The 13,766-nt window shown below is 31.6% G+C and carries 13 protein-coding genes; 5 read left to right on the forward strand and 8 right to left on the reverse strand.

The window, feature by feature from the left end:
* Positions 1 to 206: 206 nt before the first annotated feature.
* The 3 genes from ES674_RS15790 to ES674_RS13670 all read right to left on the reverse strand — a co-directional run bounded on the left by ES674_RS15790 (position 207) and on the right by ES674_RS13670 (position 1,522).
* Complete coding sequence (locus tag ES674_RS15790; protein WP_394348524.1) at positions 207 to 503, reverse strand: YetF domain-containing protein; 297 nt, start codon at positions 501 to 503, stop codon at positions 207 to 209.
* Entirely contained in the window at positions 407 to 775 is a 369-nt protein-coding gene (locus ES674_RS15460; protein ID WP_170234023.1) for a DUF421 domain-containing protein, read from the reverse strand. Before ES674_RS15460 ends, ES674_RS15790 begins: the two co-directional genes overlap by 97 nt.
* A gap of 228 nt (positions 776 to 1,003) precedes the next feature.
* Positions 1,004 to 1,522, reverse strand: coding sequence for a DUF421 domain-containing protein (locus ES674_RS13670; RefSeq protein ID WP_148404914.1), 519 nt, complete (start codon positions 1,520 to 1,522; stop codon positions 1,004 to 1,006).
* Between the two features lie 348 nt (positions 1,523 to 1,870).
* Between ES674_RS13670 and ES674_RS13675 the strand changes: the two genes are divergently transcribed.
* The 5 genes from ES674_RS13675 to ES674_RS13695 all read left to right on the forward strand — a co-directional run bounded on the left by ES674_RS13675 (position 1,871) and on the right by ES674_RS13695 (position 8,348).
* Positions 1,871 to 2,656 (forward strand): class I SAM-dependent methyltransferase, encoded by a 786-nt coding sequence (locus tag ES674_RS13675; RefSeq protein WP_148404917.1) that lies wholly within the window; start codon positions 1,871 to 1,873, stop codon positions 2,654 to 2,656.
* Between the two features lie 211 nt (positions 2,657 to 2,867).
* Positions 2,868 to 4,244: a serine hydrolase gene (locus ES674_RS13680; RefSeq protein ID WP_148405030.1), complete on the forward strand. Its 1,377-nt coding sequence runs from the start codon at positions 2,868 to 2,870 to the stop codon at positions 4,242 to 4,244.
* A gap of 473 nt (positions 4,245 to 4,717) precedes the next feature.
* A complete protein-coding gene (locus ES674_RS13685) occupies positions 4,718 to 6,115 on the forward strand; it encodes an alpha/beta hydrolase family protein (protein ID WP_148404919.1) in 1,398 nt (465 codons plus the stop codon).
* 14 nt (positions 6,116 to 6,129) lie between these two features.
* The gene (locus ES674_RS13690; protein WP_148404921.1) at positions 6,130 to 6,942 is read left to right on the forward strand and encodes a toxin-antitoxin system YwqK family antitoxin; all 813 of its coding nucleotides are present in this window, start codon (positions 6,130 to 6,132) and stop codon (positions 6,940 to 6,942) included.
* Between the two features lie 155 nt (positions 6,943 to 7,097).
* Positions 7,098 to 8,348 (forward strand): hypothetical protein, encoded by a 1,251-nt coding sequence (locus ES674_RS13695; RefSeq protein ID WP_148404923.1) that lies wholly within the window; start codon positions 7,098 to 7,100, stop codon positions 8,346 to 8,348.
* A gap of 363 nt (positions 8,349 to 8,711) precedes the next feature.
* Here ES674_RS13695 and ES674_RS13700 read toward each other — a convergent pair whose 3' ends face one another.
* The 5 genes from ES674_RS13700 to ES674_RS13720 form a co-directional block, all read right to left on the reverse strand.
* On the reverse strand, positions 8,712 to 9,110 hold the full coding sequence (locus ES674_RS13700; protein ID WP_317132060.1) for an OmpA family protein: 399 nt from the start codon (positions 9,108 to 9,110) through the stop codon (positions 8,712 to 8,714).
* A 202-nt stretch (positions 9,111 to 9,312) separates the two neighbouring features.
* The gene (locus ES674_RS13705; RefSeq protein WP_148404926.1) at positions 9,313 to 10,485 is read right to left on the reverse strand and encodes an MFS transporter; all 1,173 of its coding nucleotides are present in this window, start codon (positions 10,483 to 10,485) and stop codon (positions 9,313 to 9,315) included.
* A gap of 129 nt (positions 10,486 to 10,614) precedes the next feature.
* The gene (locus tag ES674_RS13710) at positions 10,615 to 11,862 is read right to left on the reverse strand and encodes an amidohydrolase family protein (RefSeq protein ID WP_148404928.1); all 1,248 of its coding nucleotides are present in this window, start codon (positions 11,860 to 11,862) and stop codon (positions 10,615 to 10,617) included.
* A 184-nt stretch (positions 11,863 to 12,046) separates the two neighbouring features.
* Positions 12,047 to 12,514, reverse strand: a complete 468-nt coding sequence (locus ES674_RS13715) for a Dps family protein (RefSeq protein ID WP_148404930.1) — start codon at positions 12,512 to 12,514, stop codon at positions 12,047 to 12,049.
* Positions 12,515 to 12,629: 115 nt separating this feature from the next.
* Positions 12,630 to 13,706, reverse strand: a complete 1,077-nt coding sequence (locus ES674_RS13720) for a mechanosensitive ion channel family protein (RefSeq protein WP_148404932.1) — start codon at positions 13,704 to 13,706, stop codon at positions 12,630 to 12,632.
* Between the last annotated feature and the right edge of the window lie 60 nt (positions 13,707 to 13,766).

Raw genomic sequence — 13,766 nt, forward strand, 5'->3', positions numbered from 1 at the left:
AAAGAAGCGAAAACAGCTAGCACTTGTAAATACTTTTCCAAACGAAAACGGACTTAAAATATATTTGAAGTAAAAAGAATACTCTTTGTTAATATTCAAATAAATTAAAACTTATTAATACATTTTTCACTTTAATTATAAGGGTTTTGAGAATTTTAGATTTATTGAAATAGAGAGAATGCTTTTGAAGACACTAATTTGAACATTTAATAAATATCTTTCAAATTTAAATGATCAACATGCACGGGTAGGATTGAGTTCTCTAAATTGGGATTATCATATTTAAAAACGCTTAAAGCACCAGATTGTTCATAATAAGCGTGCTCAACTTCTGAAAGATATTTAATACCAGCTTGTCTCAATAGGATTAATAATTCAATTTCATCAATTTCAAAATTATTGGTAATTAGCTTTCCAAGTTCCCTAATTTCAACACTGCTGGATGTGTTATTTTTCGAACGCGTTGATTTCTTACTCCAATATAAACATACAACTTTTGGTATGCGGCTATCAAAGTTATCACGCAAAGTGGCAAAGCTACCGGTATTTTGGGATAGAGCATAGCATCACCGACTGCGCTTCCCATGGCAATTATTATTAAAATATCTGCACTACCTAAACTCCCAACGGCGCGCTTGCCAATCCAACGAATTATAAGAATAGTGTAACTCATTATAATAATTACATGAATTAAAATTTCATAGTAAATTAATATATTAAAGTTGCCAAACAGCATATTGTAAAAATAAAAGCTGTACTCGTTTCCGTCAATCATAACAGTAAGTTTTTAGGTGTTATTCCTTTAATTACGTTGCAGTTTGCATTATAAAATTATAATAAATAAAGGCTAACAATTATCTCAAAACGTATTATTTATATCTCTAATATTTTCTTAATCTAAGCTTAATGTTCTGAAATATTTAGGAAAAATAGTAAAGGTTCACTTGTAAAATATCGAGAAAAGTAAATCATAAAAATATGATTCTTGTGATTTTGAAAACAATTAAAAGTTTATATTTTCAATATTGACATCTTTAAGTAATTCTTTAGCTACCGGTCTGCCGTCGTTATTATGAATAACAGAAACATCACCTGTGCTTTCAAAAATTACAGCTTTAACTTCACTAAAATCGTGAACATTAGCTTCTCTTAATTTGGCAAGCAAATCATCCACACCAACATTGCAGAATTTTAACTTATCATGCAGAATTTCCCCATTCCACATTACTATTTGGGGTTTATTTGTAACTATTTTTTTGAAGAAATCATGCTTTCTAACTAAATAGGAAAACAGCGTTTGGAAACCGATTATTGTTATTAAAGTGATGGCGCCTTTTAATAAAGAATAATCAGTGTTGAGAATAATAGACGCTAAAACAGAACCTACAGCAATAGTGGAAGCAAAATCAAAACTAGACATTTTAGCAAATGTTCTTAACCCAAAAATGCGAGTAATGATAATGATGATTGAAAAAATTCCTAAAACTGATAATATCAGCCAAATGCTTGCTTGAAGTGTCATAATTTTATTTTTTCTATGTACGTAAATTTAAAAAAAAGTAGAAAATCAATTTAATCCTGACGCATAAAAAAAGAACCGATATGATTTTGAGTGATGATTCTACCATTCATATTTTATATAAAATTGTTTAAATAGCGATTAAAAAAACGTTATTTTTAGCTTAAGCTTTTTTTAATTGCGCTGTTTACAAACCTCCCATTTTCTATCAGAAAACCCACATAGACACACACGAAACTTTCAATTAATGTAACTTCTAAAGCATATAAAAAAAGAACTGAAGAAGCGAAAAAGCTTTGGATTTAGACGATCTGGAGGAAGAATAAATTATAATAATCGAAACTAAAAAAAATGGGATCAAATAAAATTCAAGGTGAACTTTGGGGCGAAAATGCCGAAGATTGGGCATTGATTCAAGAGGCTACTGGCTATTCAGGTTATGAACACGTTTTAAAATTTTTGAAAACCTCTTCTACTGATAAATTATTAGAGGTAGGTTGTGGTTCGGGATTATTTAGCAATCTGGCCTTTCTAAAAGGAATGCATGTAACTGGAATTGATGCAAGTCCTTTATTAATAAATCAAGCGAAAAAGAGAAATGCAGCAGTTAATTTTTTAATTGGAGAAATGGAAGAACTTCCTTTTGCTGATAAGACCTTCGATGTAGTTTGTGCATTCAATTCCATACAATACGCCGAATGTTCTAAAAATGCCATTCTGGAATGTAAGCGCGTTTTAAAAGAAAGAGGTAAGTTAATTATAATGATATGGGGCAACAAAGAAGACTGTGAAGTCGCTTCTTTCCTCAAAGTTGTTGGAAGTTTACTCCCACCACAACCAAAGGGAGCTGGAGGTCCGTTTGCGCTTTCAGAAAATGAACTATTAGAAACTACTATTAAAGATTGTGGATTAAAGATTATTAATAATACAGATGTAAGTTCCATCTGGGATTATCCAAACGCTGATACCGCTCTAAAAGGTTTGTTATCCGCTGGCACAGCAACAAAAGCAATTCAGTATAGCGGATTTGCAACCGTTTATAAAGAATCCAGTAATGCTATAAAACCGCACATTCAAAAAAATGGACGCGTTATCTATAAAAACAAGTTTAGAGTAGTAATCTCTGAAAAATTATAGAGAAAAATCACTATCAAAACATGTATTAAAATTTTGTAGTTTTATACTTTATCCAAGCAAATGGAATGCATGCAAATTGGTAATTTGTCTTTGAAAAATCCTTGTGGAAAATTACGCATTCTATAAATATCTTTAGCATTTATAAATAAAAATAAAATCAGACTATTACGTGAAAAACAGCATACTTATAGCGTTAATTTTAATAGTGAATATGTCATTCGGACAAATAGAAAAAGCAGCAAACAAAACTGTTACAGATAATTTTGTAAAAAATTATAATTCAGGTGATTATAATGCCATTTTCTCCATGTTTTCAGCCGAAATGAGGGAAGCATTGCCGAAGAATGAAATAGTTGAATTTCTTACGGATTTAAAGACTCAAGCAGGAATTGTTACGCACCGAGAATTTATTGCATATGAAAATGAGACCTATGCTTCTTATAAAACAACTTTTGAACGTGCTGTTTTTGTTTTAAATATTTCAATTGATGGTAATTCGAAAATAAACGGATTGTTTATTGAACCTTTTGTTGAAGAGAATAATTCGCAAAACGTTATAAATAATTTATCAGTTATAGACGGTTTAATAACAAAAGAACAATCTGAATTAGTATTTGAAAACGTAAAAACTTTTCCAAATCACACACTAATTTCAATTGCAATAATAAAAGACGGAAAGGCGACTTACTATGGAATAAACAAGGAAGATAATACAGTTTTTACTATTAATAACAACAAAAGCGTTTTTGAAATAGGTTCAATATCCAAAGTTTTCAGCTCTACGCTACTTGCAGATTTTGTTATAGACGGAGAAATTAAACTGAATGATAATATAAATACCTATTTAAAAACGTCTTTGAACAATGACACAAAAATATCATTTATCAATTTAGCTAATCATACTTCTGGAGTTCCGCGTTTACCTTCAAATTTAGATTTAAATAAAGTAAATCCTGAAAATCCCTATAAAGATTATAAGGCAAAAGAATTAGAAGAATATTTGAGCAAATATCTTGAATTAGCAAATAAAGGAAACTATCAATATTCTAATTTAGGAGCAGGAATAATCGGTTACACTTTGAGTGAAATTTCAAATACTACTTACGAAAACCTGTTACAAAGCAAAATATTTTCTAAATATAATATGCAGAATTCAACAGCGGATATTAGTAAAATAAAAGGAAGTTTAGTGAAAGGATTAAATACTGAAGGAAAGGAAGTTCCTAACTGGGAGTTTTCGATTTTGGCTGGTGCTGGCGGTATATTATCAACCACAGAAGACTTGTCTAAATTCGTTATAGCACAATTAAACACTTCAGATAAAGTATTAGTATTAACTAGGCAGAAAACCTTCGAAATAAATAACCGTATGGATATTGGTTTAGGATGGCATTTGCTAAAATCTCAATCTCAAAATATTTGGTACTGGCATAATGGAGGAACAGGTGGTTATTCGTCTTCGATGGTATTTGATGAAGCGTCAAAAAATGGAATAATTATACTTTCAAATGTATCAGCATTCAATCCAGATATGGGAAATATTGATAAGCTTTGTTTTGAATTAATGAAAACTTTAGAAAAAGAATAAGAAATTGCCAGCACGGAATTTCATGTGATTAACGATTAAACAAATATAAATACCTTAATAATAGAAAGATGGAAAGTAAATTAAACGTTATAGAATTTGATAAGAAACAAAAGCTTTTGGATTACGTAAATGAGAACTCGAGAAAATTAAACATTTTAACGATAACGACTTCTCAAGAGTCTGTTTCATTCAAGCATTTTTTATGGTATTACGATAAATAGCCAGAAAGCTAGAAAAATGTATCAACCTAATAATTACTAAAAAGGATTAAAGACTCAATAAAATATTTTTTATAATTAATTTTTTGATTTTTTGACTATTTATTAAAATCCGCCTGTTTACCTTTCGGCAGACATTGATTTTCTATTTGGTTTGTATTTGCTAAATTAGTTGCTAAATAATTCCACGTAAATTAAATAAAACCGTTATTAAAAATTCACACTAAAATCTCACTATTAAATATAGAAAAGAATATGAAACATATTTTTATTTTACTAATTACCATATTTACTGCGTTTTCCTTATCAGCACAAGATATTACGGGACAATGGAATGGCGTTCTCAAAGTACAAGGAACCCAATTAAGAGTTGTTTTTAATGTGGTTAAAACGGATACTGGGTTTAGTGCAACCATGGATAGTCCTGACCAAGGCGCAAATGGCATTCCTGTAACCAATACAACTTTTGAGAACCCAAGTATCAAATTTGAAGTAGCAAATGCTCAAATTGAATATAATGGGGAATTAAAAGAACATGAAATTATTGGAACTTTTAAACAAGGTGGTTATGAGTTTCCTATGAATTTATCAAGAAAAGCCATTGAGAAAGAAGTTGTAAATCGACCTCAAGAACCAATAAAACCTTTCCCATATTATTCCGAAGATGTTAAATTTCAAAATTTAAAAGCTAATATTTCATTATCTGGAACTTTAACTTTACCAAAAAAAGAAGGGATTTTTCCAGTCGTCGTTTTAATTTCTGGAAGTGGTCCACAAAACAGAGATGAAGAACTATTAGGACATAAACCTTTTTTAGTAATTTCAGACTATTTAACCAGAAATGGTATTGCAGTTTTACGCTATGACGACAGAGGAGTAGCAGAATCTGAAGGAGATTTTGGATTGGCAACTTCAGCTGACTTTGCAACGGATGTAGAAAGTGCGATTGCTTATTTGAAAACAAGAAAAGAAATCAATAAAAAGGAAATTGGTTTAATTGGTCACAGTGAAGGTGGCTTAATCGCACCAATGATTGCTTCAAAATCAAAAGATGTTAGTTTCATAGTATTATTGGCAGGCACCGGAATACAAGGCGATAAATTGTTATTGCTTCAACAAGAACTTATAGCAAAAGTTAGCGGCGTTTCAGAAGCTGAAATTAAAGAGACAAAAGATTTGAATTCGGAGTTATTTGAAATAATTGTTCAGTCTGACCATAGTAGAAAATTAAAAACGGACTTATCAAATAAGATAAATGACATACTTACGAACCAGCCCGATTTTGAACTTCCTAATGGCATGAGCAAAGAGGAATTTGTTTCCATGCAAGTAAATCAAATAGCAACGCCTTGGATGGTGTACTTCATGAAATTTGATCCTGCTACCGCATTAGAAAACGTAAAATGTCCTGTTTTGGCTGTAAATGGCGAAAAAGATTTACAAGTGCCACCAAAGGAAAATTTATCCACTATAAAAAATGCGCTTACAAAAGGAGGAAATAAAAATGTAAAGACAATGGAGTTTCCCAATCTAAATCATTTGTTTCAAGAGTGTGAAACGGGATCGCCAGATGAATACGCAACTATTGAACAGACCTTTTCACCACTTGTATTAGAAGAAATCACCAAGTGGATAAAAATACAAACGAAATAAAATAAATATCCTTAATGCTTAAAAAATTAGGTCTGATTTTGGTAATTATCACATTATATTCTTGTGATAACAAAAAATATGTCACCGAATATTATCCAAATGGTAAACTTAAATTAAAAGTAGAAATTGATAAAGATAGTTTACAAATCGGGAGCTATGAGGACTTCTATGCATCGGGTGAATTAAAATCGAAAACTACATATTCAAACGGAAAAATTTCAGATACTTTTTATAGATTTCACAAAAACGGAAAAGTTAAAGAAAAAGGTCTTGAGAAAAATAACTTTTTAAATGGCTGGTGGTTTTATTATGATGCCGATGGCAAATTAAAAGAGAAGAGCCAATTTTTAACTATTAAAGATAGCTTGTATAAAAACCAATCTTATTATTTCAACAAAAATGGAAACATTAAATTAGAACCCAGTACATTCTTTGAAATTGAAATTTCAGATACGCTGCGTATTGGAAAAAATGCAGCAAGAATTAAAAACTATGTCACTAATTTCAACAATAGAGAAGCCAATCTTTTATCTGTAATAATAGATAATGAAAATTCTGATAACGAAATAAAAAGAGACACTTTTGGAAATGGCACTTTAAAACCATTTTTTGGTGTAACCATTTATAAAAGCGGCAAGCAGAAAATTAAAGGTAAAATTCTAGAAAAAATCCTGACTAAAACTAAAGAAAGTGAAGATTTATATAATCTTATAATTGAGGATCATTATAAATATTTTGAAATTGATGTTTTTGTAAGGGATCAAGAAAAAGAAACCAGGTTAGGCCAAAAACTTCGGGAGGAAATGATAGCGGATAAATTTAATTAAGCGCAACCACGTTTCTAAAAAAACTTGGTGATTGATCTTAATTTAAAAGAGATTAATAGACGGTGATATTAAATAATTATAGGGCATTTAAAGAAAATTCGCAACTTACCTGTAACATTTAAAAAAAAGAATTGTCTATAAAAGAAATCCGAAATATGAAAAACATATTTATAATACTTTTGACCTTTTTATCGGTGCATAGTTATTCTCAAAACAAATTGAAGTATTTGGAAAATAACCGATTTGATTTAACTTCTTCTAAATTCGATTTTCCACAAAAAGATTTTAAAATAATTGGATTTGGCGCTTATCACGGAAGTTCAAAAACGGAACAGACAGAACACGTACTTCTTAAGTCGCTAACAAAGAATGGAACAGTAAAATTTTATTTACCTGAAACAGATTTTAGCATTGCACATTATTTTAATAAGTATCTAAAAACGGGCGACACCTTATTGCTAAAAGATTTGGTACAACATTATGGGATAAGAGTACCACAAGAAAAAAGTGTTCAGACTTATAATAAATGGAAAGAAATTAAAAGTTTGAATAATAGCCTTACAAATGATAAAAAATTGACTGTTGTTGGTATTGACAAAATTGTGAGTTATAAATACACTTCTAAACACCTTCTAGAAATTATTAACTTCAAATCAAATCAAGAAGAATCGCTCAACAAAATTTTAAAAATGGTTAAAACCGACACCACAGATTTCTCGCCTTATTATGAAAGTTTTTCAAAAGGTGTATTGAAAAACTTTGTTTTAGACTATGAAAAAAATCCATCGAAATTTAATAATGACATTAATAATAAATTCGAATTTGAATATATAATTACAAATCTTAAATTATCCTTTGATGATTCTGAAAATAGAGAAACGGTAATCTTCAAAAATTACAACCATTTATCCAGTTTATATAAATTTAATAAAAATCCTCAATTTCTTCGTTTTGGATTTTTCCATTTAGAAAAAGAAAGAGAAGGCAATGATGTACCATTCTTTACTATGCTAATAGAAAATAAGATTTATAAACGTACCGAAATTATTTCCATCATTGGCTATTTGACCGAAAGCAGAGTATTATGGGATGTTATTTTTGACGATGATGGAAATTACAAATCCTTTACCACCGAAGGAGGTTTTGGAATTGGCGATTATGAAAAAGAATATTTTCTTGGAATAGATAACCTAAAAAAAACTAAAATCTCGGATATTACGCTTTTCCGAATTAATAAAAAAAATACGCCATTTAGCGATGGAAAACCAGATTTGATAGAAATAGTAATGACCGACGAAAAATCTAATGGCGACAAAGTAAAAGGAAAATCAACATCTGATTTCTTGGATTATGCAGTTCTGATTTCAAACTCAAAGGCAAGTACACCGATTCAAGAAATGGAATAAAAACGTTATAAAACACCGCATATACGCTATGGCTAGGTCAGTCCTCACTTAGAAAATCCTGCGGATTTTCTAAAGTTAGATTATTTGGAGAGGTCGGTGCTAAAACGCGCCACAGCTCATTTACATAACCGTAGTTAGCCACGTATAAACGGTTAAACTAAAATATCCTTACACTAAAATTGCCATTCTAGAAAATAGCACAAACCATCTGGAATTGCACTCTTTAATTACACACTAAAACTATTTGCACAGAAATAAATCTAATGTAATCCTGTTCTAATTATAAAAATGAAAACTGGAGATTTCTCTCCGGTCTTCTGCTATTAAATTTATTACGCAAACATGAAAAGTGCATAACAAGTATTAATCGAGGATAATAAATTCTGAACGTCTATTTTTCTGATGTTCTGCTTCCGAGCAATCTACGCCGTTACTACAGCTATTTACAAGTTTAGTTTCACCAAAGCCTTGAGCTTTTAGTCTTGAACTGACAATTCCTTCTTCAACCAAATAATTCAAAGTAGAAGTAGCACGACGTTGTAATAATGCTTTGTTATAAGCATCATTTCCACGGCTATCTGTATGCGCTCTTATTTCTAATTTTAATTTTGGATATTGGTTCAAGGCTGTTAAAACTTTTTCTAGTTCTACTTGAGCGTCTTTACGAATATTAGACTTATCAAAACCGAAGTAAATAATTGGAATGTTTAGCACTTTTGCCAAATCTATTCCTGGAACTAAAATAACTTCGTTTTGTTGCAATTGGAAGCTAATTTCCTGACGCTCCAGATTAGCTTCAGATCTCTTTTCATCGGTACCCTAACGCTCCATACTCGCTTTTACGAAATAGGTATTGAATATATGAGTTTCAGTGGTATAAAACCCTTTAGAATCTGTTGTTAGTTGTTTGTAAACAACTCCTTCAGAATCTGATAGCGTTATTTGCGCGCCTTCATTCCAAGTGTTAACTCAATGTCTTTTTCGAGAAAAAGGCAATGAACATTCCTGGAATTGATAAAGCTATTGCAAAGTACACAAGACTCATTGGCGAATATATTCCGAGTAACCATCCCGCTACTGAAGATGCAATCATTATGGATAAATTAAATACTGAAGACTGAACCGAAGTAGCCACATCTTTTGCAGTTTCTACTTGGCGACTCACGCCAGCCTGCAATAGGGTTACTAATGGCCCAAATGAAAGTCCCCATAAAAAGAAGGCAAAGTGTCCCATACCTTTTGTTCCACCGTACATTAGAAAAATAATCATAGAAATAATTAGTAAGGCAAACATTGATATGGTTAATAATCTCAAATATTTATCAGTAAATTTTATGGCTAACAATACCGAAATTAAAGATCCTATTCCAAAAAACAATAAGGCACTTTCTACACCTCCTGTAAGCTGAATTTCATCAACAAGGCTTGTGATATATACATAAACGCCATAATGAGCAACCACGCCAAGTAGTGTAAGCAATAAAATAAGTAAAACCGCAGGTATTTTTAATAGTGCAAAAGGTGATGAACTTTTAGTTAATTTTTCTCCTGGTGCAGAAGGCAAAGCAAAGATACTAACTAAGGCGATAGCAAAAATAAAAGCACCTAAACCAATAAATTCAGTTCTCCAGCCATAATTATTAGCTATGGAAGTCATTATAGGCATTCCGATACTAATTCCCAATGTGGTTCCAGCCATAATTACTGCAATGGCTTTTCCGTGATCCTTTTTATCTACCAATCGCATTCCATAAGCTGCAATCATTGGCCACATGACACCAGCACAAATTCCACCGATAACTCTAAGAACTATAATTACTGTATAATCATGAACAAGTCCTGCCATAATATTGGAAATAGCAAATCCACCTAGCAAAATCAACAATAAATATTTTCGATTGAATTGCATGGTTAGTGAAATAAGCGGGATGGCAAATATCGCAGAAGCAATCGCATAATAACCTACCAAATTACCTGTTTGCGCTTCGCTAATATTCAAATCGGCCATCATTAATGGAAGTACACCCGAAGGCATTAACTCAGACAGTATTCCGACAAAGGTTACGGACGACATTAAAATCATTATCAGCCACGGAAAAGCTTTGTTAGCTTGTTCCGAAATAGTCTGTTTACTCATAATTTTAGTTTTATAGTTGTTGAAAATAAAATCAGCGCTTTATAAGAATAATCTTTTCTTTAAATAACATAAGCGCTTTATTTCTCACGATTTATTCTATATAAAGCACTCATTAATATTTTGTTTAGATTAAAGACTCAACGGAACATCATACGCCATTTCTTTTCTTCGGAATAAAAATTCACCATTACGTACTGAAGCTAAAACATCTACTCTTTTACGCATGGCTTCATAAACTGTACTTTCGTTTAAAACAATGAAGTTTGCTGCTTTACCAACGTCTAAACCGTAACTATCTTGAATATTTAAACAACGTGCGCCATTATAGGTAATTAAATCGAAATTTGTCTTTACATCTTCCGAAGACATTATTTGAGCTAAATGAATTCCGTTATCTAAAATATTCATCATATTACCATTACCCATTGGATACCAAGGGTCATTAATGGAATCTTGTGCAAAAGCAACGTTAATTCCGTACTCGATAAACTCTTTTACGCGGGTTAATCCTCGACGCTTAGGATAGGTATCTTGACGACCCTGTAAATAAGCATTTTCTGTTGGACAAGCAATAAAATTCATCTTAGTCTTTTGAAATATGTCGAGCATCCTAAACGCATAGGAATCGTCTGCCGAACCAAACGAACAGGTATGACTTGCCGTAGTTCTGCTACCATAATCTTCCATATAGACAAGTCCATTTAATAACTCTACAAATCGGGAATGCGGATCATCGGTTTCGTCACAATGAACATCAATCATCTTGTCATATTTTAGCGCCAGTTTAACGATATCATGAATAGATTTTTCTCCAAATTCTCTTGCAGGTTCGTAATGTGGAATGCCTCCTACAACATCGGCTCCCATTTTAAGTGCTTCTTCAACCAACTCAACACCTCCTTTATACATATACATGCCTTCTTGTGGAAAAGCCACAATTTGTATATCAACTTTATCCTTTAGATCTTCTTTCATTTCCAACATCGCTTTTAATGCTGTAAAGTTTGGGTCGGTAACATCTATATGAGTTCTAATGTGCTGTACACCTTGCGAAACCTCATCTTGAATTCCCTTCATAGCCAATCTTTTTACACTTTCTACCGTTAGCGTTTTTTTGAATTGTGGCCATAATTCAATGGCTTCAAATAAGGTACCAGAACCAGCACCTTCTTGTCCTAGTTCAGATAAAGTATATACATAATCTAAATGTAAATGTGGATCTACATAAGGTGGCAAAACGAGTTTTCCGTTAAGGTCTATTTCTTCGTCACATTTTGGTAAATTTGTACCGATGTGGGTAATTTTACCATTCTCAACAATTAGTTCTGTTGCGTTGTCGTTGTGATAAATTTTCGCATTAAAAAACTTTTTTTTCATTGTCCGTTTATTTTATGTTATTATTTAAGTTTAAAGATACTTTTAAAGCTTGTGTTTTGAAATGACACAGGTAAGTTGAACAATAAATTACAAAAAAAAAAATGTTCTTAAAAAGCGTAAATAAAATAGATAATTGATTTTTAAATCAATTATCTATTTTATTAAAATTAGTGAAATTCGAAGTTTATTTCAAATACGAATTTAACATCCAAAGGGTTTTTTCCGTTTCTGTAATGTAGTTGCTCATTAAGCTTACTGTACCTTCATCATTTGTATCGGCAGCAATAGTTAGAATATGTCGCTCTTTTTCAACTAAAGTTCTAAAATTATTAACTACAACCTCTACGCCTTTTGTACCATCTGATACATTTTTTTCTTCTTTAATTTGTGTTGTTGCAAGATAATCTGTATAAGTATGTAAAGGCTCGCCTTCTAATGTAAGAATACGCTCTGCAATTTCATCAATTTTTATGAAAGCATCTTTATAAAGCTCTTCAAACTTATCGTGTAATTCAAAAAACTTTCTACCTTTAATGTTCCAATGTAAACCTCTTAAGTTTTGATAAAAGATTTCATAATCTGCCAATAAGATGTTTAATTCAACAACTAATACTTCAGCTTTTTTACTATCTAATCCTACTAAGTTTTTCATATCATTTGTGTTTTTAAATTATTATTTCAAAGATATGATAATTGTTACGTATTGGCAATGAACTTGGGCAGTTGAAGGTTAATTTTTGTTGATTATTTGGATAAAAAAAACTCATTTATTGCTTCACAACTACAGTTCTGTGTGGAAATGGAATTTCAATTCCCTCATTATGAAAACGTTTTTTTACTGTTTCAAAAACATCTCTTTTTATGGCAATAGATTTTGAATAGTTCTCAGCCCAAGCCCAGGCTCGTAATACAACGGCAGAGTCACCGAATTCTATAAGTGCTGTTCTAATCATTGGTTCTCCTTCTTGTTTTTGCTCTTCGGTTCGATTATCCAAAATAAATGGATGCTTCTCACATTCTTCTCTTAGAATCTGTTTTGCAAGGTCAACATCACTATCATACGAAATACCGATGACTATATACTCACAGCACTTTTGTTCATCTAAATCAAAATTTTCTATATTGGCCTTGTTAATTACCGCATTAGGTATAATGATTCTTCGGTTTTTCCAGGTACGGATTACAGTATGGCGCAAAGTAATATCTGTAACGCTGCCTGTTACTGAATCTCCTATAGCAACTATATCACCAACTTTAAAAGGTTTAAAAGCAATAATAAACAAGCCACCTATTACGTTAGACAAGGCTTCTTGAGAAGCAAGACCTACAACAAGCGCAGCAACACCTGCGCCACCTAAAGCGGTTTGCGCAACGCCTTTAAGTGAAGGAAACGCTAACAGACACATCATAATACCGATAAAATAAATACCGACTAAAGCTAGATACCTTAAAAATTTAAAACTGGTTGGGTCTTGTTGGGTTGCTATCCTTTTTTTTATATCATTTTGAAACCACATATTTGTTGTAGTGGCAGCAATAATGGTAAGTGATAACACGACACCTAGATACAACGCTAATTTAAAATTATCGACCAAGACAGTCTGTTTGCTCTCGTCAACAACTAAATAGGTTAATGCTATTAAACCTAGTACCAACCATAATGTATTAAGAATGCGTTTTAAAAGACTTAAAGGCTTTGATCTTTCTCCAGGAAATCGCTCCTGTTGCTCTTTTTTAAGCCAGCGATGTAGTTTGTTTGTCAAAAACCGTAAGGTGATGATTATTGCAATGACGATTACGCCAAAGATGATATCAAATTTGTAAGTGTTTAAAAATTCTATCATAGCTCTTGGTTGTTTTTAACTTTATACTAAATGTTAGTTATATATCTTAATAAAAGGCAC

Source organism: Bizionia myxarmorum (genome assembly GCF_008086205.1).
In the GTDB taxonomy this organism is placed as follows: Bacteria; Bacteroidota; Bacteroidia; order Flavobacteriales; family Flavobacteriaceae; genus Algorimicrobium; species Algorimicrobium myxarmorum.

Coding starts and splice junctions, on each gene's coding strand:
- ES674_RS13715 (WP_148404930.1), bottom strand. CDS start 12,514: ATGAAAAACTTAGTAGGATTAGATAGTAAAAAAGCTGAAGTATTAGTT.
- ES674_RS13705 (WP_148404926.1), bottom strand. CDS start 10,485: ATGAGTAAACAGACTATTTCGGAACAAGCTAACAAAGCTTTTCCGTGG.
- ES674_RS13695 (WP_148404923.1), top strand. CDS start 7,098: ATGAAAAACATATTTATAATACTTTTGACCTTTTTATCGGTGCATAGT.
- ES674_RS13720 (WP_148404932.1), bottom strand. CDS start 13,706: ATGATAGAATTTTTAAACACTTACAAATTTGATATCATCTTTGGCGTA.
- ES674_RS13710 (WP_148404928.1), bottom strand. CDS start 11,862: ATGAAAAAAAAGTTTTTTAATGCGAAAATTTATCACAACGACAACGCA.
- ES674_RS13690 (WP_148404921.1), top strand. CDS start 6,130: ATGCTTAAAAAATTAGGTCTGATTTTGGTAATTATCACATTATATTCT.
- ES674_RS13670 (WP_148404914.1), bottom strand. CDS start 1,522: ATGACACTTCAAGCAAGCATTTGGCTGATATTATCAGTTTTAGGAATT.
- ES674_RS13675 (WP_148404917.1), top strand. CDS start 1,871: ATGGGATCAAATAAAATTCAAGGTGAACTTTGGGGCGAAAATGCCGAA.
- ES674_RS15460 (WP_170234023.1), bottom strand. CDS start 775: ATGATTGACGGAAACGAGTACAGCTTTTATTTTTACAATATGCTGTTT.
- ES674_RS13680 (WP_148405030.1), top strand. CDS start 2,868: ATGTCATTCGGACAAATAGAAAAAGCAGCAAACAAAACTGTTACAGAT.
- ES674_RS13685 (WP_148404919.1), top strand. CDS start 4,718: ATGAAACATATTTTTATTTTACTAATTACCATATTTACTGCGTTTTCC.